The sequence below is a fragment of the Mucilaginibacter sp. BGA-UO-ETr-C110 genome (genome assembly GCF_059567985.1).
This window is the reverse complement of record NZ_JCAQPB010000002.1, coordinates 2,811,835-2,836,543: the sequence shown is the minus strand read 5'-3', so window position 1 is coordinate 2,836,543 and position 24,709 is coordinate 2,811,835. Positions and strand designations below refer to the sequence as shown.

The 24,709-nt window shown below is 43.0% G+C and carries 20 protein-coding genes; 11 read left to right on the top strand and 9 right to left on the bottom strand.

From position 1 onward, the window contains the following. Position 1 precedes the first annotated feature (1 nt). Entirely contained in the window at positions 2 to 412 is a 411-nt protein-coding gene (locus AC57BQ_RS12410) for a hypothetical protein (protein WP_496406582.1), read from the bottom strand. A 200-nt stretch (positions 413 to 612) separates the two neighbouring features. Here AC57BQ_RS12410 and AC57BQ_RS12405 point away from each other — a divergent pair, with 200 nt between their 5' ends. From AC57BQ_RS12405 to AC57BQ_RS12390, 4 genes are all read left to right on the top strand, one after another. Continuing rightward, a complete protein-coding gene (locus AC57BQ_RS12405) occupies positions 613 to 1,548 on the top strand; it encodes a cation diffusion facilitator family transporter (protein WP_496406581.1) in 936 nt (311 codons plus the stop codon). Positions 1,549 to 1,620: 72 nt separating this feature from the next. Then, entirely contained in the window at positions 1,621 to 2,103 is a 483-nt protein-coding gene (locus AC57BQ_RS12400; protein WP_496406580.1) for a hypothetical protein, read from the top strand. A gap of 15 nt (positions 2,104 to 2,118) precedes the next feature. Then, on the top strand, positions 2,119 to 2,676 hold the full coding sequence (locus AC57BQ_RS12395; protein WP_496406579.1) for a sugar O-acetyltransferase: 558 nt from the start codon (positions 2,119 to 2,121) through the stop codon (positions 2,674 to 2,676). Between the two features lie 494 nt (positions 2,677 to 3,170). Beyond that, positions 3,171 to 4,973 (top strand): alpha-L-fucosidase, encoded by a 1,803-nt coding sequence (locus AC57BQ_RS12390; RefSeq protein WP_496406578.1) that lies wholly within the window; start codon positions 3,171 to 3,173, stop codon positions 4,971 to 4,973. Here AC57BQ_RS12390 and AC57BQ_RS12385 read toward each other — a convergent pair. Continuing rightward, a complete protein-coding gene (locus AC57BQ_RS12385; protein ID WP_496406577.1) occupies positions 4,970 to 5,218 on the bottom strand; it encodes a hypothetical protein in 249 nt (82 codons plus the stop codon). The genes AC57BQ_RS12390 and AC57BQ_RS12385 overlap by 4 nt on opposite strands. Positions 5,219 to 5,876: 658 nt before the next feature. Here AC57BQ_RS12385 and AC57BQ_RS12380 point away from each other — a divergent pair. The 4 genes from AC57BQ_RS12380 to AC57BQ_RS12365 all read left to right on the top strand — a co-directional run bounded on the left by AC57BQ_RS12380 (position 5,877) and on the right by AC57BQ_RS12365 (position 9,291). After that, on the top strand, positions 5,877 to 7,544 hold the full coding sequence (locus AC57BQ_RS12380; RefSeq protein ID WP_496406576.1) for a hypothetical protein: 1,668 nt from the start codon (positions 5,877 to 5,879) through the stop codon (positions 7,542 to 7,544). Between the two features lie 11 nt (positions 7,545 to 7,555). Then, on the top strand, positions 7,556 to 7,975 hold the full coding sequence (locus AC57BQ_RS12375) for a hypothetical protein (protein ID WP_496406575.1): 420 nt from the start codon (positions 7,556 to 7,558) through the stop codon (positions 7,973 to 7,975). Positions 7,976 to 8,173: 198 nt separating this feature from the next. After that, positions 8,174 to 8,740 carry a hypothetical protein gene (locus AC57BQ_RS12370; protein ID WP_496406574.1) on the top strand — a complete coding sequence of 189 codons (567 nt, stop codon included), beginning with the start codon at positions 8,174 to 8,176 and terminating at the stop codon, positions 8,738 to 8,740. 62 nt (positions 8,741 to 8,802) lie between these two features. Next, the gene (locus AC57BQ_RS12365; RefSeq protein WP_496406573.1) at positions 8,803 to 9,291 is read left to right on the top strand and encodes a hypothetical protein; all 489 of its coding nucleotides are present in this window, start codon (positions 8,803 to 8,805) and stop codon (positions 9,289 to 9,291) included. A gap of 214 nt (positions 9,292 to 9,505) precedes the next feature. Here AC57BQ_RS12365 and AC57BQ_RS12360 read toward each other — a convergent pair whose 3' ends face one another. The 4 genes from AC57BQ_RS12360 to AC57BQ_RS12345 form a co-directional block, all read right to left on the bottom strand. After that, positions 9,506 to 10,300 carry a DUF817 domain-containing protein gene (locus AC57BQ_RS12360; protein WP_496406572.1) on the bottom strand — a complete coding sequence of 265 codons (795 nt, stop codon included), beginning with the start codon at positions 10,298 to 10,300 and terminating at the stop codon, positions 9,506 to 9,508. Between the two features lie 5 nt (positions 10,301 to 10,305). Beyond that, a complete protein-coding gene (locus tag AC57BQ_RS12355) occupies positions 10,306 to 11,076 on the bottom strand; it encodes an oxygenase MpaB family protein (protein ID WP_496406571.1) in 771 nt (256 codons plus the stop codon). 2 nt (positions 11,077 to 11,078) lie between these two features. Further along, on the bottom strand, positions 11,079 to 11,483 hold the full coding sequence (locus AC57BQ_RS12350; protein ID WP_496406570.1) for a ribosomal maturation YjgA family protein: 405 nt from the start codon (positions 11,481 to 11,483) through the stop codon (positions 11,079 to 11,081). 406 nt (positions 11,484 to 11,889) lie between these two features. Further along, entirely contained in the window at positions 11,890 to 12,408 is a 519-nt protein-coding gene (locus AC57BQ_RS12345) for a hypothetical protein (protein WP_496406569.1), read from the bottom strand. 247 nt (positions 12,409 to 12,655) lie between these two features. On the opposite strand from AC57BQ_RS12345, the gene AC57BQ_RS12340 reads away from it, so the two are divergent. Then, the gene (locus tag AC57BQ_RS12340; RefSeq protein WP_496406568.1) at positions 12,656 to 13,144 is read left to right on the top strand and encodes a hypothetical protein; all 489 of its coding nucleotides are present in this window, start codon (positions 12,656 to 12,658) and stop codon (positions 13,142 to 13,144) included. A gap of 169 nt (positions 13,145 to 13,313) precedes the next feature. Then, entirely contained in the window at positions 13,314 to 15,923 is a 2,610-nt protein-coding gene (mutS, locus tag AC57BQ_RS12335) for a DNA mismatch repair protein MutS (RefSeq protein ID WP_496406567.1), read from the top strand. Positions 15,924 to 16,079: 156 nt separating this feature from the next. Here mutS and AC57BQ_RS12330 read toward each other — a convergent pair whose 3' ends face one another. The 3 genes from AC57BQ_RS12330 to pyrG all read right to left on the bottom strand — a co-directional run bounded on the left by AC57BQ_RS12330 (position 16,080) and on the right by pyrG (position 21,266). Further along, positions 16,080 to 17,447 carry an exonuclease domain-containing protein gene (locus AC57BQ_RS12330; protein ID WP_496406566.1) on the bottom strand — a complete coding sequence of 456 codons (1,368 nt, stop codon included), beginning with the start codon at positions 17,445 to 17,447 and terminating at the stop codon, positions 16,080 to 16,082. 186 nt (positions 17,448 to 17,633) lie between these two features. Further along, positions 17,634 to 19,463: a membrane protein insertase YidC gene (yidC, locus tag AC57BQ_RS12325; RefSeq protein WP_496406565.1), complete on the bottom strand. Its 1,830-nt coding sequence runs from the start codon at positions 19,461 to 19,463 to the stop codon at positions 17,634 to 17,636. A 192-nt stretch (positions 19,464 to 19,655) separates the two neighbouring features. After that, complete coding sequence (pyrG, locus tag AC57BQ_RS12320; RefSeq protein ID WP_496406564.1) at positions 19,656 to 21,266, bottom strand: CTP synthase; 1,611 nt, start codon at positions 21,264 to 21,266, stop codon at positions 19,656 to 19,658. A 342-nt stretch (positions 21,267 to 21,608) separates the two neighbouring features. Here pyrG and AC57BQ_RS12315 point away from each other — a divergent pair, with 342 nt between their 5' ends. After that, positions 21,609 to 24,647 carry a glycosyltransferase family 117 protein gene (locus AC57BQ_RS12315; protein ID WP_496406563.1) on the top strand — a complete coding sequence of 1,013 codons (3,039 nt, stop codon included), beginning with the start codon at positions 21,609 to 21,611 and terminating at the stop codon, positions 24,645 to 24,647. Positions 24,648 to 24,709: the final 62 nt, after the last annotated feature.

Below are 24,709 nucleotides of genomic sequence, written 5' to 3'. Positions count from 1 at the left end.
ACTATTGACCAGGGCGCGTTGGCGTTGGTGAAGGGCTTGGACTTGGGGTTGGTGAAGGACTTGGCGTAGGTGTTGGACTTGGCACCGGCGCAGGTGTTGGGCTAGGATTTGGTGTAGGTGTAGGTGTTGGATTAGGGTTTGGTGTAGGCGCAGGTGTTGGCATAGGAGTGGGACTTGGATTAGTTGGATCCGTAGGTGTTGGTGCCGGTGTAGGATTTGGCGCCGGAGTTGGAGCTTTTGGCTCTTTTTTCTTCTTCTTTTTATCCGGAACTGTATCTGTAACCATAACGGTTCTCTTTATATTCAGTCCATTCGCTTTTTGCTGGTCGCCAGCTTTATGGTTACCGGCAAATACTACAGAAGCCACAAATGTGAGTGCAATAGCCGTAGCCGTTATTCTTGAATTTTTCATAATGTTTCTTTTTTAATTTAAAAAATTAACTAATATGATAACATGGGCGACTGGGAATAGTTTTAATAAATCGAAAACTTTGAATTTATCCTGTTGATAATGAGTGTTTTTAATACTGATCTGCAGGAGCAGATTCTCTGAAAAAATACCTGTTTCTTTTAATCCAAACAAATACCTTGTATAAGCATTAAGCTAATGGTATGGCATCGTCAAAAAAATCTATTTACAGCGCGCTTGCGGCCAATTTGTTGATAGCGGTCACCAAGTTTGTGGCAGGTGTGGTAAGTAACAGCGCCGCTATGATTGCCGAAGGTGTGCATTCGCTTGTTGATACAGCAAATCAGTTGCTGCTTTTGCTGGGCTTGCACCAAAGTAAAAAGAAGCCCGATGCAAGGCATCCCTTTGGCTATGGTAAGGAATTGTATTTTTATTCGTTCATTGTATCCATACTTATTTTTGGTTTGGGTGGTGGTGTTTCTATTTACCAGGGTGTTAACCACATCATCAAGCCCGATGTGCCGGGTGATCCAACCTGGAGTTATGTGGTGCTCTGTTCGTCTATTTTATTTGAAGGCACTTCGTTTGTCATATCGGCAAAGGAATTTAACAAATTGCGGGGCGATCAAACCTGGTGGCAGGCCATCACCAATAGTAAAGACCCATCAACCTTCCTGGTGCTTTTTGAAGACGGCGCCGCGGTTATCGGGTTATTTATTGTAATGATCTGTTTGTTCATCGGGCATCGCTATCACCTGGATTACCTGGATGGTGTGGCCTCCCTGCTGGTGGGTTTATTATTGGTTGGGGTATCTGTTATATTGGCAAGGGAGAGCCGGAGTTTACTGATGGGCGAGGGGATAAGCCAGCAAACCAAAACCAGGATCGCCGAAATTGTAGAGCATGACGCCGATGTGTTAAAGTTGATGCATATCCTGTCAACCTATCAATCGCCAAGCGAGATATTGCTCATGCTCATTATAGCTTTTAAACCCAATCTGGATACCGGGCAGATCAATGAAGCTATCTCGCGCATCCGCAATGCGGTAAAGGATGAGTATGGCCTCATTCATTTTGTGATCATCCAGCCTGATATTTACCTGGATAAAATAAGCCCCGATGTACAAGCCTATATTTAAACTGATGCCTGAAAATAAACGGCCGCATTCTCGTAAAATATCTGTATAATGCATTACTAAATCAATCGCAAAATGAACCCACCTTTAGTACCGCAAAATCCGGCTGCTGCTGTTAAAACCATGAAAATTATACACGGCGCATTACTGGCCGGGCAGGTATTATTTGCAGGTGTTGCCTATGCAACGGGTATCAAAGCAGTATATTTTAATGCCAGGGATACCAAGGACGTCTTTTTCTTTGTCGCCCCGATACTGGCTTTCGGCAGCATTGTTGCGGGTTTCTTTTTATTTAAGCAACTGACGGGACGTCTTACTGAAAAGACTGATCTGCGAAGCAAAATTGCCGGTTACCAGGCTGCTTTTATCACCAGAGCGGCTTTGTTAGAAGGGGCTTCTCTTTTTAATATCGTAGCCTTTATGTTGAGTGGTAATTTGTTTTACCTGTTGATATCTGTAATGTTAATGCTTATTTTACTCCGGAGCAGGCCCACTGCCAGCCTCATAGCAGATGACCTGCAGCTGGGTTATGATGACAAAGCAGAACTTGGTGCGTAATAACCAATACAACTTATGGAGAAAACCGAATTACAAAAGATGCTTGCCGGGGAACTTTACGATGCCAGTGATGCCGAATTGGTAGCCGGCCGGTCAAGGGCGCGGAAATTATTTATGCAGTATAACGCTTTAAGTTATGACGATAAGCCCGGTAAAACAGCCATTTTAAAAGAATTGCTGGGTGGTTTTGAAAACCAGATCGATATTCAATCGCCATTCTATTGCGACTATGGTTCCAATATTTTCGCCGGTGAAAACCTGTTCATGAACTTTAATTGTATCATATTGGATTGCGCCCGTGTAACCATCGGTCATAACGTGGCCATGGCGCCCAATGTGCAGCTTTATACCGCCTATCATCCCGTTATTGCAGCCGAACGCATCAAAGGCCCCGAGTACGCGTCGCCTATCACCATCGGGAATAATGTGTGGCTGGGCGGCGGGGTAATTGTGTGCCCGGGTGTAACCATTGGCGATAATACCACCATTGGCGCGGGCAGTGTGGTTACAAAAAACATCCCCGCTAACGTTATAGCAGCAGGTAACCCCTGCCGGGTGATCAGGGAGTTGTAAGTAGTTAAAAATTTCAAAGGTCACCGGAATCAGATAACCGATGATAGTCTGCTTTTTTCTTCCCCGTCAGCAGATAAGCTTCGGACGAAAGCAGGCAGAACGATGATGGCCTGTGCGGTAGCAAAGGCATTAGCAAACCTTGCCGAAGTAGAGGAATGAGCGAACGAAGTGGAGGTGAGGTTTAGCAGCCGTGGTTCTGTCAGCTTTGCGGGGCAAAAGCCTTGTGCGCAAAGAAGCCTCTCTGCTGAAAGCCTTTTTGGATACTTTTGTGGCTACAAAAGTATCTGGCCCTCCCGCGGCCAAGAGCGGGTATACGTCATGTAAAGCAGCCCTATAAGCATTCAGGTTGCTTCGTTCCTCGAAATGACGTGCCATTTTGTGCCAATTTCGCTTAGTCATATGATAACTTCGCGAAATTTTAAGCTATAAACGATTAGTACTTTTATAAACCATTATAAATGTTCTTAATTGTCAAATCCCTACACATCAACAAAATGATGAAACGTACACTGCTTGCTTTATTGTTATTCTTTTCTTTCATAGGTGCTGTTAACGCTCAACCGGCATCAACTAATAGTGAAAAAGTTAAATGGTTTACCGATGCCCGTTTCGGTATGTTCATTCACTGGGGATTGTACAGCGCGGCCGAAGGGATCTGGGAGGGTGAGCGACTTAGAAACGGAAACAACTATGCCGAATGGATCCGCTACCGGAACCGTATACCCGAAGCAGAATATGTGCAGTTGGCCAAACGCTTTGATTGGGATAAAATAAACCCCGAACAATGGGTACTGCAGGCTAAAAAAGCAGGAATGAAATACATCCTCATTACCGCCAAACATCATGATGGCATAGCTATCTGGAACTCCAAAGTAAGTGATAACAATTTAAGTAAGCTCAGCGGTACCAACAGGGATGTGCTTAAAGAGCTGGCTGCTGCCTGTAAAAAACATGGTATGAAGCTGGGTTTTTATTATTCGCATTGGTTAGATTGGGAACATCCGGATGGCTGGGATCATAACCAGGAAATAACCGGTCGTATTACCGATGAGCAATACAATAAATACTGGCAGGGCAAGGTTTTGCCACAACTGCGCGAACTGCTGACTAATTATGGCGACGTTGCCATGATCTGGTTTGATATGTGGGTAGATTATAAAACAACCATTGTAAAAAAAGAACAGCTTGACCAGGTTATCAAACTGATACACGAGCTACAGCCAAATTGCCTCATCAATTCAAGACTGGGCTTGCCGGCGAATACTCCAGGTATTGATTTCGAAACCATGGGCGATAACCAGTTGGGCGCCGCTTATACCAATCATCCCTGGGAAACATCCGGAACAATTGCCAATTCATGGGGGTACAATGCGCTGGAGAATGAATATAAATCAACCAGCCAGTTACTGCAATCTTTAATAGGCAACGTTAGTCTCAACGGCGGGTTTACCTTAAACATCGGTCCCCGGGCAGATGGTGCTATTCCGTACGAAGATCAGACACGATTGAATGACATGGGTGTCTGGCTATCCAAAAACGGCGAATCTGTTTATGGCTGTACAGGGCTTCAATTACGACCAGATCAGCATGATTGGGGAAGAATAACAACAAAGAAACAAGGTGAAAAGCAGATCGTTTACCTCCAGGTGTATAACTGGCCATTGGATAGGATACTACGTTTAACCGGCATCCTGTCGAAACCCGAAAAAGCGGAGCTAATAACTGATGCGGGTAAGGTTGCCTTAAACTTTACAAAAACGGGCCCATATACCCATATCCAATTGCCGGATGTTGCCGGAGATCATTTTGTATCCGTGATCGCCCTACAGTATGCGCAACCTGTAGAACTTGATGAAAAGGCAGTAGCCGAATCGACATTTGGTGGATTAGCTCTAACCGGTAATAATGCTTCGGAAAAAACATCAGTATACAAAAAGATATCATTTGATGGTTTGCGTCCGTCTCATTTGATCATAGATAAAGACGGTTCGCTTAGCTGGAAGGTGTATGTACCTGCGGCAGGATCATATAATGCAGATATATCCTACCACAACAATTCAAAAACCGCCATGCCGATAAAAATTACGGCCGGTGATCAAAATCTGTCGCAATCATTAAAACCAACAGGGAAAGTGGTTGTAGAACCACATGACAGTTATACCGATGAATTTGTGAACGAACGGGCTGGTACTTTCAATTTCCCTAAAGAAGGCTTTTATAAGATCACTTTAAAGGCAGATTCAAAAGAACACGAGGCATTATTATTGAACAGGATCTGGTTAAGTAAAAAGCCTTAAGGGGTTTTAGCCGTTATCAGGGCAGTACCTTCTTCGTCGATGCTGACATGGCAATCGCTTACCGAGATGTGGTGTTTGAATTTGCCGACGGATTCGATCCAATCCCGGGAGGTAAAAACCGGGGCGTTAACCTGTACCGATTCAACCAATACTTCATCGCCATCGAGGATGAGTCGCCAGCACTGATCCTGGCCATTGCTATCGGTATTATAACGTATTTTAACCTGGCTGAATTGTTTATTCATGTTGTATAGCGAAAGGGGTTTTAAGCAGGAACGGTGAGGTGCGTAGGCTTATTGTCGCCGGCAAAAAAGCATCGAAAATGTTACAGATAGGTTTATGGTCGATAGTTCATAGACCATGGATGGGGGTATTATAGAAGTCGTAAATAAAAAGCCAAAGCCCAGTGCGATTCCTTCCCTCGGGAAGGGGAGGAAGGGGTTTATGGAACAGGATGATTATCGCGCGCATAAACCCCTCCCTGCCATTACACTTGTCCAGCGCGCCCCTCCCGTGGAGAGGGAACTAAAAAATGATGGTCTTTATTTTTATATAACCTTCAAAAATGGCCTGTCAGTCTGAGCTTGTCGAAGACCCTCGCGCAAAGGCCTGCCCACCATGGTTCGCCCACCCGACCAAAAAAGCCAAAGCCCAGTGTGATTCCTTCCCTCGGGAAGGGGAGGAAGGGGTTTATGGAACAGGATGATCATCGCGCGTATAAACCTCTCCCTGCCATTACACTTGTCCAGCGCGCCCCTCCCGTGGGGAGGGAATTAAAAATGATAATCTTTAATTTCCTCATTCTTTAAATACCGTGAAAACACCTATTGCCACGCTAAAATATTAACAACATATTGTCCGGTATTATTTTAAATAAATTATTGTTTTCCTATACCTAAACCCATGTTCAAAAAACTGCCCCTGCTATTATTTGCCGCTACCTGTTTAGTCGCTGTTATCATTAACAGCTGTAAAAAAGATGTTCATACCGAACAGCAGAATAAAGTTTCCGATCCAGCTATTGCCCAGGCTAAAAGCTGGTACGAGAGTACTTATCCAACCGGTAGCAAACTAAGTTCCCAGGCTACAACAGGGAATAAAGATTGGAGCCAGTTGATAAAACCCGATTGGCAGCATACTGCCAGCTATTCGAGATTTAATCAACAGGTAATAGAAATGCCGGTTGATCCATCTGTTAAATTTGGTTCGGCCATCAAAAACATGACCACCGGCCAAACCACCAACCAAAACTATAGCCGAAGCTCGTATATTTTACTGAACAACGGAACAAGTTATGATGCATATGTCATGACACTGATTGCCGATTCGGCCTATTTAAAAAACGACCTGGATAAACTGACCCGCAACACCTATAGTAAACGCGAGGCTGATTTTAGCGGACTGGTACTCTATTATACTCCTGATGGTAAATATGTGAGCGGCTGGCGATATAAGGACGGGCATATTGTTGTGCCGGGAACACAGACGGCTACACCGGGCACCAAAGTACAAAGCACCGGCAGCTCCAAATTAAAGCCAGACAATATGGTAGAGCCGGGAGGAGAAGAGTGTTTCGATTATTACGATTTAACATATGTGAATGGAAAACTTGTAGAGGTAGAGTACGAATACACTCAATGCTTTACCGGTGATGGAAGCGGAGGAGGAGACAACGGTAGTTATACACCGCCGTCTTGCCCGCCTGGTACTGCACGTGGCCAATCTACAGGTCATTTAGCTGTAAACAATATGCCTCCGCCACCTCCGGATGATGGTGGAGGGTTCCCGTCTCCTGCACCGCTCGGGCCATGTGTGGTTGTGGTTCCGCCGCCGGGTAGTGGGACAACACCTATAACCATCAATACTGATAGCCTGGCAAAACATTTTCCTTGTGCGGTAAAATTGATAATTAATAAACTTATGGGAATTCCAGGTTATAATACCTTTGTTGCTCCATTTACAACTAATATAAAACCGGATATAAATTGGGGAAACTCTCCATTGGCTTGGAATAGCCCCAGTCCAATTACTGGTTCCGCAAATGTTTATGAGTTAGGAAACACTCAAGCCATAGGTCGGAGCGCTACAATTACATTAAACACAACTATGCTTCAAAATAGTTCTGAGCTCTTAATTGCGGCTGCGGCAATACATGAAACTCTGCATGCATACATAAACTATAATATAATATCGTATACAGATGGCTTTAAGACGCCTCCAAATTATAGTTCCTCAAAACCTTGGCTATATTCATTAGATTACTGGGGATTAATGAATGGGCTTCCCTCTAACTATCGAGATCATAATGAAATGTTAAATGATTACTTTACTAAAGCCGTAGGAATTTTAAAGAGTTGGGATAATGGAGCACATACCGACCAACAATACGCAATGGCTATGTTATACGGTTTGGATACTGGAGACTCACTACCAATGCAAGGGTCTTTAAATACGATATTTAATAGTATAATGACGAAGTATAACATTACATCAACACAGCTGAATTCCTTTTGGAACTCTCAATTGAATACAACTGTAACTACGGATAAACTGCCTAAAAGCGGATGTTAATAAAATATATTATGAAAAATTTACTTTTTGCACTCTTGGTTTTTTGCTCATTGGACGTATTTGCACAAAAAGAGCCTAAAATTGATTCTGTTTATTATTTGGTCGATACAGCAAAGATTCCTGTCAACGCAAGGATGCTTGATTTAGAGACTGATGGCCCATTAAAGTATTATATAATTAATTGTGTTTGTATAAAATTAAATGGAAAACCCTCTTTTATTTATGATAGTCGGAAAACAAAAAGTATTACTGTTACCCGGAAGGAATTACAATCATTGAGGTTGGTTAATCTTCCTAATTTAATATCTTCATCAAAGTTATTTATTGAAAGTGGATATAAAATGAAATTTGCATTTTTCATGATAGAACCAGAAGGCGAAAGATTTATTGTACGAAAAGTAGTAGTGAAACCTACGTATGTTACTCAGTGAATATCCTGATCAGGATTTAATTTGAGCAAGGCTCTCGCTACCGCAAGCGTCTCGCTTGTGTTGATATATAATTGAATAGCTGGAAGTATAATCATGGAGACCACAAGCGAGACGCTTGCGGTAGCAGGGGGATGTTTTTAAAAAAGCACATGCGTGCGCTATCTGAGGCTCCAAAGAACAATTTGCAAGTAGTAGCATATGAAAAAAACAATTATTGCAATTATAGGTATATATCTGTCGATAAATACCTTATCCGCCCAAACTTTAACCAATATTCAAGTTGGAGAGCACGTTGCCAATTGTCTCCGCGAAAACTATCATCCAGACGTAAAAGATTTACAACATTTATGCAGGCAAGCCTGCGTTTTCGTGAAATTCAATGTCAGCAAACAAGGAATCGTTACAAATATTGCATTTAGCAATGATTCATCAAGTGTTGTAACGGGTGAACTATATAAAGCAATCCAATTTTTGCAGTACGATAAAGCTTTGATAAAAACCTTAAAACAATCTGAAAAAACTGTTATACAGCCGTTTGTATATGATTATCGGGTGGGATGCCATCTTCCACCTCCAAATTTTAAAGAGATGAAAGATGACGAGATCAGAAGTTATACAGTAAAGGTATTAAAAGTATTTATCCAAAGAGAAAATACGCGGGAAACACTTTTAGCAATGCTAAATTTTAATAAATCTGATTTGCAAGCCATTGACTGCTTGCTATTAAAGCCATACGGAGAGTCTCTCATCGAATTTCCATACTAAATAAGTTTAGCTCCTGGCACATGCGTATCAACTGGAGGGTAATATAATAAAAGAATCAATTCATGAAATCACTGGCCGCCATCATCTTATTATTGTTTGTTATATCATTTAATACAAATGCTCAACCCAAACTAAAATTATACGGCGGTAAAAATCATGATCAATTTTTAGGCTATCTCACTTATATCGAGAACGATGAATTAAACTCGATATGGAGTCAGTTCAGTGATTATGGCGCTACGCATGGTGCCAAATCTATATGGAATGAATACGGTGTTTACGGCAGTAAAACGAGTGATTATTCGCCTTTTAATATCAATGCAAAATATCCGCCCCAGGTTTTGGATAAGAATGGTAAATTTTATGGATACTTAACTATTAATAAAAATAATCCCAAGCGTTCACATAGCGGAATGGCTGATGCAATCTATGACGAAAGGGATAGGATTGTGGAAGAAGGGCCTGAAAAATATGTAGAAATATTCCACACGATTCATTGTGGTGCCATGTATCAAGTTACTCCCATTGTTGTTAAACCCGTAATAAAATAAAAGTTACCACCCGCTACCGCAAGCGTCTCGCTTGTGGTAACGGGTGGTATTTAGAAACTTACGAAGTTTTCGAAACTTTGTAAGTCTTCATTCTGTTTAAAAATAAATCATGTAGACAGAAGCCGCAAATAAAATGACCTGTCAGTCTGAACTTGTCGAAGACCCGCGCGGAGGCCTGCCCATTATGCTTCGACTGACTTCATGACACCCTATCTTAATTATGCACGGTGTCGGCAATTAAAGGAGCTGGCTTTTTTACACCACTTTTCAGCATTTTTAATTCGGCAACTATAATAAAGCTTACGATCACCAGGAAGCCCCAGGAGCTTATTTTTTGATAATTCACCATGGCCCAGCCGTGGTGCTGGTAAGCATATTTCCAGGCGCCAAGCAGGGTAGCCACGTTTTCGGCCAGCCAGATAAAAAAGCCGATGAGCAGGAACGAAAGTATGGTAGGTATGCGGTACAACTTGCCTTTCAAATCAAATATCACTACCGATTGCCAGAAAAAGTAAAGGATCAGTAAACCGATAAGGTATCGCACATCATAGAAAAACTTATTAGTAAAAAAGTTCAAATAAATAAGCGCGCCTATGACACGTGCGGTACGGTGATGCGGCCAGTTGATGATCCGGAGCTTTAACCGCCGCCAGGCCTGGCACAGATAGCTAGCTACGCTGGCATACATAAAACCGCTGTACAAAGGCACGCCAAAAACTTTGGTATAAGCAAACTCGGGATAGGCCCAGGAACCGTAATGCACTTTAAACAGCTCCATCCCGAGGCCCAAAAGGTGGAATACACAGATCACCAGTACTTCATCTTTGGTCTCAATTTTGGTGTAGTACATGGCCGCCTGGATCAACAGGCAGGCTATCAGCATAAAATCATACCGGGGAATAAACACCTTAAACAAATGCGATATAGCCAGCATTGTAAAAACCAATGCCGGGAACAGGCAGGATAAGGCCTCTTGCTTAACAAATGTAAAAAAGTGACTTATCTTCACCGTTTTTAAGATTGGAGGTATACGTTATCAAGATCTTTTATTTGCGATTTGTAGGCTGCCGGTAGCAGCGCGTCGCGTAAAAACGCGCTCAGTTTTAACAGTTTTAAAAGTTTGTATCCCCATAATACGGGCCGCAACCACGACACCGTGTTTAGGCGGAGGCGATCACGCACCTGGGATGGCACCACCAGCAACTGAGCCTGCTTTAATACCTGGTAGCGCGCGGCACCCAAATGCAGGCGATATTGATGATACAGGTCGATGGTTAAGTCGCCCTGAACCAGGTTTTGTTGCAGATGTTGGTGACGCATGTCCAGGTATTCGGAATAGGTGGCGGGCAAACCAGTAAGCTGCATGCGCGTACCTACGCGTTTGAATACGGCAAAGGTCTGGGCTTTTTCTAACAGGGTTAGGGGCCGTTCCAACAGTTCGTAGGAACTGATAGAAAGATCGATAAGGAGGAACAGCACATCGCGATAGGCCCAATCGGGGATTTGTGCGCCCCGGCTGGCTTCAACACCCTGATGAATGGCAGTGATCCTGTCAATAGCCTTTAGGGCCGCCTCACGCTCCGAAAAAATGATCTGCCGGGAATAAGCCACCGTAGAGAATAAGCGGCCCAGCGGATCTGCGGGGAGCTTACCGGTAAAGTATAGCCAGTCAACCGCTTTGTTCAGGGCAAACTCGGCAGCCGCCCCCGCAAAAATAAACAGGATGGTATCGGCCTTGCCCCAAATCTTTCGCACTATAGAGTGCTCATCTACAAAATATTCCATATTTATTGTTTCAGGTTCCTGATTATTTGATTACCTGCCGCGAGGCGGGCTCTGAATTGTTCTGTCATGATAATGAGCACAAAAGCACAGGTGTAGCACAATATATCCGTCCATGAAAAGAAACTGCCTAATATTAACGTGATGGTTTTGGAGTTTTGCAGGCCCAGTAAGCGGGTTAAATGAAAATATTGCGAAACCTCTATGGCATAGGCCACCAGCAATGCCCATGAAGCGGCTTTGAATACCGGTATATAAAAAAAGCTTTTGATAAGGCAGTAAAGAAATAATACGGCCAGGAAATCGCCGCCAAACGGGCGGATGATGCTATCATGCACGTACCGGGCAATCAAAGCCTCCAGCAAAAAAAGCAGCAGGGCAGGGGTGAAATATCGATATGATCTTATCATTTAAAAGTACTTTGTAATTCAAAGTAATTAATAAAAATTCATATTTCCAAATGAAGGCAGGAGCAAGGCCGTATATCAGGAAATTAAGAGTTGGATTTACGCCCAAATTTTCGTATATTTGAGTGAACGGCAGCCCGGTTTTTCTGATCAAAAAGAAAATCCGGGCTGTTTTATTAAGGAGAAAATCAAGCCAAAAACAAACTATTTTAAAGTTAGTTATTTGATAATCAAATATTTAATACTTTTTAAAGCTTTCAAAACCCATCAAAAATTTGTTAAAAAGTGTTAAAATCGATGGTTTTGAACGAGTTTTCGGCAGTTTTTGAGCCATTTTAGCCCTCTTTTTGAGCAAAAAAGTGTTAAAATTTAGGGTTTAAGAAGTTTTTTGAGCAGCGAAAGAGGATGATTAAATATTAATGCTCCTGGTTTTTTGAGGCGGATCTTGTTTATCGTCAATAGCGGTATAAAATATAGACGAGGGTAAAACAATCTCGGGATACTGCTCATAAAAGTAGGCCTTTTGCGAAGGCAGCCTAAAGGCATCGCAAACCCTGTTGCTGAATGTTTTAACCTGTATCAGTTCGTTACCGCGCCGTATATGGATAATCTGTTGTGGCCGGCCATTTACCTGGTAGTTATAATTTAGTTCAATGGAGTCGAAATAGATGTCTTCTTCGGTTCCGTATTGATATACTTCCAGAGCATGAGCTATTTTTTGATTTCGTTTTTTGACAATAAGATAAATGCCACCGGTAATTAAAAGAAGCATGGCTATGGAGGCCATTATACCCGCAAAAGCTAATGCAACAACACTCAAAGGGATGCCAAAAGCCAGTATAAATATAATACCGATGGGAAAACCGGTTTTATAAAAAAGTTTGATCCGGTTGCTTTGTTCGTCGCTTAGTAGTCTTAAGGTGCTCATCAGGTAAATTTTAGCTTAAACAGTATTTGGAAAAAGTTGTTTGTGACCGGTGGCGCAACTCCAGCCAAAAAATATTGAAGGGTTTTTATAAAAATGTTTTACGCCAGCAAACCCAGGAACAATATCTATCGTATATCTGTTTGTAAACCAATTAGTAAGAATAAAAATAAAAAAACTGTAATATTGACATTAAATATTTTTTAATTCCAATTATTTTTTTTATTTTAGTATTTCCGTAAAACCTAAAATGAACGTTATTACTTATAAATGCAGTAAAGCCTTGTGGCTTGTGGGTATTATTATACCTTTTGCTATAGCGTTTATATGTGTTGCGGACATGAATACCCATAACTGGCCGGGTGTTTTACCGGTAATAGCTATTCTTAGTGCTGTTGCGGTTTATTACTGCAGGCAATGTTTTACTTACGATTTGAAAGATAAAGCCGCACTGCAAATTGATCATGAAAAACTGATCTATCATATTGAAAATAAGGTTGTTTACTGGAAAGATGTTACAGACATCAGCTGCGGGAAAATGCGTGGACAGGGCTTGTCTATCTTTTTTACTGTAAAAGGAGAGGGTATCAGGAACAGTTGTATCTGTGTGTCGACCGATTTGATAGAGGGAAACGACAAGGACATTTATAATGATATTATAGATCGCTACATCAAGGCCAAAATTAGGCCAGCATCACCTTTTTCTGATCAGAAAACCTTTGGTGGATTAAGCAGATAATTGCAATCAACTGCTATTTAAGACTTTTGAGTTTTGTTTTCAGGTTATTAGTTCTCCGTATATAAAGCCCACGGTTTTGCTGATTTCCACAAAGCTGTAACTTTTCCACAATCCCGTAAATGCGCAGTCAATGCATTAACTTTACCCGATTAACAAAAGGAGTAACCGCTTGGCTAAAGACACTACCAAAGAAACCCCCTTAATGCAGCAATACAATGCCATAAAGGCTAAGTATCCCGGTGCCTTGCTGCTATTCCGTGTGGGCGATTTTTACGAAACCTTTGGCGAAGATGCCATTAAAGCCTCAGGCATATTAGGCATTGTACTTACCCGCCGTGGTAATGGTGTTGGTACCCATATTGAACTGGCCGGTTTTCCGCATCATTCGCTGGAAACTTATCTGCCCAAATTGGTTAGGGCAGGGCAGCGTGTAGCTATCTGCGATCAGCTGGAAGATCCTAAAACCACTAAAACCATTGTTAAACGCGGCGTTACCGAATTGGTTACCCCAGGTGTGGCTACCAATGATAACATACTGCATCAGAAGACCAATAATTACCTGGCATCGTTGCATTTTGAAAAAAATAGTATCGGTATTGCCCTCATTGATATTTCGACAGGTGAGTTTATCACCGCGCAAGGTAACAGCGATTATATTGATAAACTGTTGCAAAGCTTTTCGCCCAGTGAGGTGATCTACCCTAAAGGCCGTACCCGTGATTTTAAGGATACCTACGGTGATCGCTTTTATACCTATGCGCTTGACGAATGGCCCTACAGCGGCGATTATGCCAATGAAACCCTGCTAAAGCATTTCGGGGTGAAATCGCTCAAAGGCTTTGGTATCGATAAGCTTAACCTGGGCATTGTTGCCGCGGGCGTCGCTATACACTATCTGAACGAGACTGAACACCGCAACCTGCAGCATATATCCTCAATAGGTCGTATTGAAGAAGACAGGTATCTGTGGATGGACAGGTTCAGCATTCGCAACCTGGAATTGATTGGTTCGACTAATGAAAACGCCAAAACTTTGGTTGATGTGCTTGATCAGACCAGTTCGCCCATGGGGGCACGCTTGCTGCGCCGCTGGATAGTGATGCCGCTAAAGGAAATAAAGCCGATCAATGACCGGCTTGGTGTGGTGGAATACCTGATAGCCCAGGAAGAACTCCGCGAAGAACTACAGCAATACATCCGCCAGATAGGTGACCTGGAAAGGCTTATTTCAAAGATTGGCTTGCAAAGGGCCAACCCGCGTGAAGTATGCCAGCTTAAAAAAGCATTGATAGCTATCGGCTCTATCAAAAAAATAGCCGAAACATCAGAGAGCCAACCGCTCAGGGCCATTGGCGAGCAGCTTAACCCATGTGTGCTCATTTGCGAAAAGATAGAAAAGGAATTGCACGCCGAGCCTCCGGTAATGATCGTAAAAGGATCAGTGATGAACGAGGGGATCAATGAAGAACTGGACAGGTTACGTAAGATCGCCTTTGGCGGTAAAGGCTACCTGCTGGAGATTCAAAAGCGTGAGGCTGAAGCCACAGGCATCCCATCGCTCAAAGTATCCTTTAATAACGTATTTGGTTATTACCTGGAAGTTACGCACAGTCATCGTGATAAGGTGCCTTCGGAATGGATCCGCAAGCAGACACTGGTGAATGCCGAACGTTATATCACCCCCGAATTAAAAGAATACGAAGAGCAGATATTAGGCGCCGAGGAAAAGATACTAGCACTGGAAACACGCCTGTATAACGACCTGCTCTACGCCCTTGCCGAATATATTAAGCCGATACAGCTTAATGCCCAATTGATAGCCCGTTTGGATGTGCTGCTTAACTTTGCTACCATATCTATCAAAAACTACTATGTAAAGCCCGAAATGAGCGAAAGCCGGGAGCTGGATATTAAAGGTGGCCGCCATCCGGTGATCGAGAAGAACCTGCCGCTGGGCGAATCTTATATCACCAATGATGTTTATTTGGATTCGGAAACCCAACAGATCATTATCATTACCGGCCCCAACATGGCAGGTAAATCGGCCCTGTTAAGGCAAACCGGTTTGATTGTACTGATGGCTCAAATGGGCTGTTTTGTACCCGCCAAATCTGCTTCGATAGGGTTGGTAGATAAGATATTTACCAGGGTGGGTGCTTCAGACAATCTTTCATCCGGCGAATCAACCTTTATGGTGGAAATGAATGAGACCGCCAGTATTTTGAACAACCTGTCAGACCGTAGCCTGATCCTGCTGGATGAGATCGGTCGCGGTACTTCAACGTACGATGGTATTTCCATAGCCTGGTCAATTGCCGAATACCTGCATAATCATCCATCGGCCAAAGCCAAAACGTTGTTTGCCACCCACTATCATGAGCTGAACGAGCTAAGCAATAGTTTTAACCGCATCAAAAATTTTAATGTATCGGTAAAAGAGGTTGGCCACCAGATCATTTTCCTGCGTAAGCTGGTACCGGGCGGCAGCGAGCATAGCTTTGGTATTCACGTGGCTAAACTGGCGGGTATGCCACCAAAAGTGCTTACCCGTGCTAACGAGATCTTGAAGAAACTGGAAAACGAGCGTACCGGTGGCGAGCATATTAAGGAGAGTATCCGCAAAGTGCAAAAACAAGCTGTACAAATGCAAATGTTCTCTATAGATGACCCGGTATTGGTCAAGATCCGTGATACCCTGAATAACCTTGACGTAAATACCCTTACTCCAGTTGAGGCTCTGATGAAGCTGGATGAAATACAACGGGTGATAAAAAGTTAAGGCAGGTGTGCGGATGTGCAAATTTCAGATGTGCAGATAAAATATGAGTCATGCCGAATTTATTTCGGTATCTCATAGGAAAAGCTATCAGCCCTAAAAAGGGTATCCGCCTGTGGGATGCTGAAATAAATTCAGCATGACAACAATTTTGTTTACTCAGGAAGCAAATACCACCATTCGATCTGGATAGCGGCTGGCGTAATTGGATACGATATTCTTGATATAGTCATTACCCGGGTATGGGGTGAGGTAATTTTTGAGTTGCTGGATATTATCAGCGTCGAAATAATGGGAGATATAGCCCATCCCATAAAACTGGCCTTTCTCCACCAATATACAGCTATGCTCATCACCGGTACGGCCTTCATCACGGATGGCATAGGTAGGCAAGGCCTGTTTTAATTGGTCAATAGCGGTATTTACTTTGCGGTTGTAGTCATCCACTGTCTCTACACCTTCGCAGGCACAGGAGCTGCCAGCAACGCTGGTACACAGGTCCTGGTTCTTTTGGATAAAGCACAATTTAGGGCAAAGCTCAAAATTTTCGATCAGCTTGTTAAGCAAATTATAGCCATCGAGCAGGGAATTACAGGTGTATATCGGGTCGCTGTATTTACGGTAATTATCTACTGCCAGGCGCAGGTAACCACGCTGATCTTCAAAAGCATATAAGCAATAAGCATTCTCAAAACGTTTCAGAGAACGGTTATATTTGGGCCACAGACGTTTGATCTCAATGGCTTCCAATACAAAAGCGATCAATTCGGTACCGCAAACTTGGTAAGTTACCTGGTGGATGTTGCGTAAAAATTCCTGTCGCTGCAAGCCTGGGTTATTACCGGTGAAATGGCTGCTTACCCTTTTCTTCAGGCTTTTGGCCTTACCTACATAGATCACTTTACCCTTTTGATCATGAAAGTAATATACACCGGGCATATAAGGTAACTGGTCAAGATCCTTTTTGGGAAGATTAGGAGGGAGCAATTGCTCCTTGGATCCCTGCTTCAATGCTCCTTTGATATGTCCTTCTGTATCGCTGTTCAATAGCAGGGTGAACAATTCAGCTGTAGCCTCAGCATCACCACCTGCGCGGTGGCGGCTTTCGTTATCAATACCCAGGTGTTTGCATAAGCGCCCAAGACTATAAGAGGGTAGTCCGGGTAATATTTTACGGCCCAGGCGTACGGTACACAGTTTATTACATTGTAGATCGTACCCGGCCGCTGCTAAATGATAACGTACAAATGAATAGTCGAAATTAACGTTATGAGCTACAAATATTTTGCCGTGGATAAGGTGGTAAACATCAGCGGCCACATCTTCAAACGGAGGGGCCTTTTGTACCATCTCATTGGTAATGCCGGTTAGCGCACTGATATAAACTGGTATTTCCCTAAGCGGGTTTACCAGCGACTGGAAACGCTTAACCACCTTTTTGCCATCATGTATGCATATGGCAATTTCGGTAATGCCATTAGCGCTGGCATGACCTCCGGTGGTTTCGATATCGACAATTGCATACATGCTTCAAATGTAATATATTTTGCTAATTATTTTAGTGTTTTTTGGATTAAAGATTTTGGGAATAAGGAGCAAGGATTCCCTGTGATAATATGATTCAAAAAAAGGCTCGGGAAGATCATCTTCCCGAGCCTTTTATAATTAGTCCTTGTCCTTGTTCTTTGATCCCAAGATCCTTATTCCAAAAAACTATTTCTTCTTAGGCTGTACTTGTTGCTGGCGCATCATTTCTTCCATGCGAGCTCCAAAGCCTGATTTCTTTTTCTTCTCTTCTGGCTTCTTTTTGTTCTCCTGAATCTGGGCATGTATCTTTTTATCATCAACCATGAATTTGATCAGGTATTGCTGTAAAAAGGTAAGCATGTTGGCCAGGAAGTAGTAATAGTTCAAACCGGCAGGATAACTGTTCAGGGTAACCAGGAATACGATAGGGGTGATGTAACCGATGTATTTCATCTGGCCGGTAGCACCTGATATCTGGTTGTTAAAATAAGTATAGATCAGGGTTGATATGGTCATCAGTAAACACATTAAGCTGATGTGGCTTATACCACCCAATATAGCTATCGGAGCAAAAGTGATCACTGAGTCATAGGTCGATAGGTCATGCATCCACAAAAAGCTTTCGCCACGCAGCTCAAATAAGCTTGGGAAAAAGCGGAAGAAGGCGATCACTATCGGCATTTGGATCAATAACGGTAAACAACCACCTAATGGATTTACACCGGCCTTTTTGTACAGCTTTAAATATTCTTGTTGTAAAAGGGTTGGGTTATCTTCGCCCACTTTAGTTTTGATCTCATCCATCTCCGGCTTCAGCACACGCATTTTAGCCATTGACAGGTATGATTTGTAAGTAAGTGGCGACAATACCAATTTAAGCAGGATAGTTAAAGCCAGGATGATCAATCCATAGCTCCAGTTAAACTGGTTCAGGAAGTTAAATACTGGTAATACGGCAAATTGGTTGATGTATTTTAAAGGTCCCCAGCCCAGGTTAACCAGCTTTTGCAGATCAGATCCCTGTGCTTTTAATGTAGAATAACGATTAGGGCCAAAGTAAAACTCCATAGGTACACTGCCATCTGCACTACGGGCAATGGTCAGGTCGGCCTTCATTTGTTTAACATCGGCAGTATCAGCTACATCGGTTGACACTGCTAAATTTGAACGGCTAATGCCATTTTTAACCACCAGCGCGTTTGAAAAGAAGTGTTGTTTAAAGGCAACCCAAGCCATTTTTTTATCGCTGATATCTTTCTGGTCATCCTTGGTTTCGCTCAACCAATCATCATGTCCTTCGGTGTTGTAATAATACACAGTTGAATACTGACGCTCCTGCTTGATGTCTTTTTCCTGTTTGTGCAGGCTGGCCGCCCAGTTCAGGTTAATGTTACCGCTGTTGTTGATGACACCGTCAAGCCCGGTTGGTTTAATGGTTAAGCCCAGTTTATAGCCGGTACCTTTTAAGCTGTATATATAGTCAATATACTGGGTAGGGCTATAGCTTAAGCGCAGAGTAACCGAAGCCGAATCTTTTTCGGCAACTTTAAGCTCAGGAGCGCTTGGTGTAAAGTAATAATTGTCGGTATTTATAGGCGTATTACCGGCGGTGAAATTTAAGCCGAAATGATTTTGAGCGCCACTGAAAAGTATAAGTGGTTTTTTATCAAAGGTTTTAAAGTTTTTAAGTTCCACAGAAGCAACCTTACCACCGCGTGTGCTTAGTTTTACTAATAAGTCCTTATTCTCTAAGATTATTACTTTTTCGCTGCCTACAGAGGCTGCTCCAAAAGGACTTTTCAACAGAGCTGAGTCAACTACCTGGGCTTTGCTGGTATCTGGTTTGATTGCTGCTGTAGCGGCGGTTTTTGCTTTAGTTAAGCCCTTTCTTATAGAGTCCTGCTGCTGTACCAGGCGTTCTTTTTTAAGTTCGGCATCAGATGGCTTCAGAAAGTAAATTGAGCCGGCTATAATTGCCATGATCAGGAATAATCCTGTAAATGTATTTTTATCCATTATCTATTGTATCGAATGATCAGTTTTTATCAGTTATTGATCATCACTGTTAAATTTTCGTCTTTGTCGCTTAAATTGATGCCACTTTGTACACCATATATTGCTTAGAGTTATCGTCAGTAGGTATGTTACGATACTTTAGCTCAATTATAGTATATTCAGAACACGTTCAGGCATTATAAATATCTGTATTTACTTCTTGCGGGCATAAGCCAGTGAAGCGGCGACAAAGTTAATAAAAAGTGGGTGCGGATTAGCAACTGTTGATTTTAATTCGGGATGAAATTGTGCGCCTACGAAAAATGGGTGATTTTTTAGCTCTACAACCTCTACCAAACCATTATCAGGATTGATACCAGATGGTGTTAAACCGGCTGTTTCATATTGTTTAAGGAACTCGTTATTAAACTCATAACGATGTCTGTGACGCTCAGAAATGCGGTTTTTCCCGTATATAGCAGCGGCTTTGCTGCCCTTTTTTAGCTCGCAGGCATAAGCGCCCAGGCGCATGGTGCCACCCTTGTTGGTTATATTTTTCTGATCTTCCATCATGCCGATTACCGGGTATGGGGTTTCAGGGTTCATTTCGGTACTATTGGCATTATCCAGACCTAAAACATTGCGGCCAAATTCCACAACCGCACATTGCATACCTAAACATATACCAAAGAACGGAATGTTATTTTCGCGCACATGGCGTATAGCTTGTATCTTTCCTTCAAAACCACGCTCGCCAAAACCAGGGGCAACCAGTACACCGTGCATGCCTTTTAGTTTCTCGATGGCGTTTTCGGGTGTTAATTGCTCCGATGGGATATATTCAACCCTTACTTTACACTCCATTTTAGCACCGGCGTGGATAAACGCTTCGCTGATAGATTTATAAGCATCCGGAAGCTCTACGTATTTACCTACCAGGGCAATACGTACATCGGCTGTCGGGTTTTTTAAACGGCCCAGGAAATCTTTCCAGCTTTCCAGGTCGGGCTCATTCTTATGAGGTAATTTTAGCTTAGTCAGTACGGTTTTATCTAATTGCTCTTTCAGCATCAGCAAAGGCACATCGTAGATGGTTGATGCATCTATTGACTCGATTACCGCGTTAATGTTCACATTACAGAACAAGGCTATTTTTTTACGGATATCATTGGTAAGCGGGTGTTCGGTGCGACAAACCAATATATCGGGCTGTATACCATACTCCAGCAGCATTTTTACAGAGTGCTGGGTTGGTTTGGTCTTTAATTCACCAGCGGCAGCCAGGAAAGGCACTAATGTTAAATGGATAACCAGGGAGTTACCTGAGCCATTTTCCCACCTGAACTGACGTACGGCCTCAATGTAAGGTAACGACTCAATATCGCCTACGGTACCACCCAGTTCGGTGATCACAATATCATACTCGCCGTTTTCGCCCAGTATGCGGAAATTTCTTTTGATCTCATCGGTAATGTGCGGTACAACCTGTACGGTTTTACCTAAAAAAGCACCCTCACGTTCCTTATTGATCACATTTTGGTAAATACGACCTGTAGTAATGTTGTTTGCTTTGGAAGTAGGGGTATTTAAAAAACGCTCGTAATGGCCAAGGTCAAGATCTGTTTCGGCACCATCTTCGGTCACATAGCACTCTCCATGTTCATAAGGGTTCAATGTTCCCGGATCGATATTGATATAGGGATCAAATTTTTGGATAGTGACGCGATAACCGCGCGATTGAAGAAGTTTGGCTAAAGAGGCTGAGATAATACCTTTTCCTAACGACGAGGTAACGCCGCCCGTAACAAAAATATATTTAGTCATGATTTTGTGTAAAGTGGCGCCTTTTTTACACGGCACCAATTGTTTGTGTACGGGATACAAAAGTATGAAAATTTTTGGGTTTCGCCTTACTAATTATTGAATTATTGATTTAGTGAGTTAGTGATTTAACAGGATGTATTTTCTGTTTATTGAATCATACATTCTATGCATAATGATTTACCCAGGCAATATCTGCAGATCAATATCTATCGCTATTAGCTTAAAATCAATATGTTAAAATGTGTTAAAAGATGTTAAGGTATGTTAATGTCCATGGACTTTTGACCCTTTACCACGAAATTGGTGCTCAATTACATATGATTAAACTTTACAACCTTATTTATGATACGCTACCAAAAGATAAATAACCTGTTAGGCTGGCTATGCCTCCTGATCGCTTTTACCACTTACGTTTTAACCCTGGAGCCATCCGTTAGCTTTTGGGATTGCGGTGAGTTTATTTCCTGCGCTTACCGCCTGCAGGTATCGCACCAGCCGGGCTACCCCATGTTTGCCATGCTGGGTAAACTGTTTTCCCTGTTATCCTTCGGCGATAACACTAAAGTACCCTATTTCACCAATTTGGGTTCGGCATTGGCCAGTGGGGTAACGGTGATGTTTTTATTCTGGACGATAACCGCGCTGGCTAAAAAATTGCTGGTAGCTAAAGGTCAGGAAATCAGCTCATCGCAAATGATAGCGGTAATGGGCGCCGGCCTGGTAGGGGCATTGGCTTTTGCTTATACCGATACCTTCTGGTTTTCGGCAGTAGAAACTATTGTGTTCGCACTGTCGTCATTATGTACCGCGGTGGTATTTTGGGCTATACTGAAATGGGAAGCCCACGCCGATGAACCCGGCGCGGATAAATGGATTGTGCTGATAGCCTATATTATGGGTCTTTCCATAGGTATACATCTGCTTAATCTGTTAACCATCCCGGCTATTACTATGGTTTATTATTTCCGCAGGTATAAAAATCCTACTGTAAAAAGCAGCATCGCGGTGTTCTTGATCAGCATCGTGATCCTGGGCCTGGTGCAATATGGCATCAGGGAATATACCATCAAAATAGCCGCCTACACCGATCTGTTTTTTGTAAACACCCTGGGTTTGGGTTTTGGCAGCGGCGCGGCATTTGTATTTGTAGCCATCATCGCCTTATTGGTTATTGCTATCAAATATAGTATCCGTCATCAAAAAATGGCACTGAACCTGGCGCTGGTATGCGTAGCCTTTATCTATTTTGGGTATGGATCATTTATGTATATCCCTATCCGTGCTACCGCCAATACCAATTTGAACAACACGCACCCGGATAACGCTTTTACCCTGAATAGCTACCTCAACAGGACGCAGTATGGTGATAACCCCCTGCTATATGGCCCGCAATTCGACGCCAAAGTAATTGACCAGAGCGAAGGCAGCACCATGTACCGCAAGGGCCGCAATCGCTATGAAGTATCGGGCAAAAAGCAGAATTATGTGTTTGATCATAATACCATTATGCCCCGCATGCACAGCACCGAAAGCGATCAGGATTTTGCGCAGAATGTGCAGTTTTACAAGCAATGGCTTAACCTGCCCGACGGCCAAAGTCCAACCTTTGCCGATAATATGCGATGGATGCTGAGCTGGCAGATGTACCAGATGTACTGGCGCTATTTTTTATGGAATTTTGTTGGCCGCTATAATGATCTGGACGGGCAAACCAGCACGGCATCAACTGATGGTAACTGGACCTCGGGCATATTTGATGGTGCGCGTCATCTGCCCAAATCCATTACCAATTCAAACACTTATACCCCTTTATACGCCCTGCCATTGGTGGTTGGCTTATTAGGGATGGTTTATCATTTTAGACGAAGAAGAGGCGACGCCTCCATTATAGCTTTGCTTTGGTTTTTTACCGGTTTGGCCATTGTGTTGTATGTAAACCAGGTGAACCTGCAACCCCGCGAGCGCGATTACTCGTACGTAGGTTCGTTTTACGCTTTTGCTATTTGGATAGGACTGGGTGTGCTGGCTCTGTATGATGCCGCACGCCGCAAGATAAACGCGCGCAGCGCGGCGCTGGCATCGGTGGCAACTTGTCTGTTGGTTGCCCCCGTATTGCTGGCCCGGCAGGAGTGGGCAGGGCATGACCGGTCGACCAAAATGATCCCGCATGACATGGCCTACAATTTCCTGATATCCTGCCCCAAAAATGCTATCCTGTTTACCAATGGCGATAATGATACCTATTCCCTTTGGTATGACCAGGAGGTGGAAGGCATTCGGCCTGATGTAAGAATAGTAATTACCAGCTTATTTGGCAGTGATTGGATGATACGGCAAATGCAGCGGCCAATGAACCAATCGGCACCATTACCTATTACTATGCCTTTTGATAAATATAAATTGGGCACACGCGATGTAATTGCCTTTAACGACGCCAAGATACCCGGATATGTAGATGTAAAGGATGTGTTTGATTTTATTACATCCGACGATAGCCGAACCAAAGTACAGTATCAGAATGGCGAAACCATGAACTATCTGCCCACAAAAAACTTTAAACTCAGCATTAACCCGGATAACATAGTAAAGAAGGAGGTAATCACCGCGGAGCAAAAAGGTAAACTGACTACGGAGATGGAGTGGAAATATCCGGCCAATTATATTTTTAAGGATAACCTGGCCATCATGGATATTTTGGCTCATAACAATTGGCAAAGGCCTGTATGCTTTACCATAGGGGTACCCCCGTCTGGGATGAACGGTTTACAGCCATATTTATATAAAGAAGGCTTTGTTTATCACCTGATACCTTTTAAAAAGGATACTTCGATGAACGATCAGCTGAGCAAGGTTAATAGTTTGGTAGCCTACAATAATGTGATGAACAAATTTAAGTTCGGCAATTTTAAGCATGCCCGGTATCTTGATCCGGTGGCCAAAACTGAGTTTTATCCTTTTATGGAAACTACCTTCCATGACCTGGCACAAGGACTGATCAAGGATGGCCGGAACGACCTGGCGCTGAATGTACTACATAAATTTGACCAGGAGATGCCGGATATCAACCCCAATATCGACTCGGCCCATCGCAAACTGATGTTGGCCCAGGTTGCCTATAAACTGAATGATAAGGAACTGGCCAATCGCTATGTAAAAGGCATTGATAGTTATCTGACCGATCAGCTGGCTTATAATTATACATTACTACAAAATAAACCCGAAGCGCTGAATGCCAACGAAGTGCAGTTTCAGCTATATGTATTGAACGGACTGGCCGATACCACCAAAAACTATAAGGAAACAGCCCTGCACCAACAGTACCAGGCGCAACTGGACGACTATGGAAATAAGTTTGCGGCTTTGCTGAACAGGCAGGAATAGATAAGTAAAAACGGGGGCCTCCTGAGAATTAAAATCCAGGAACTCTGAAGATAAGATGATGT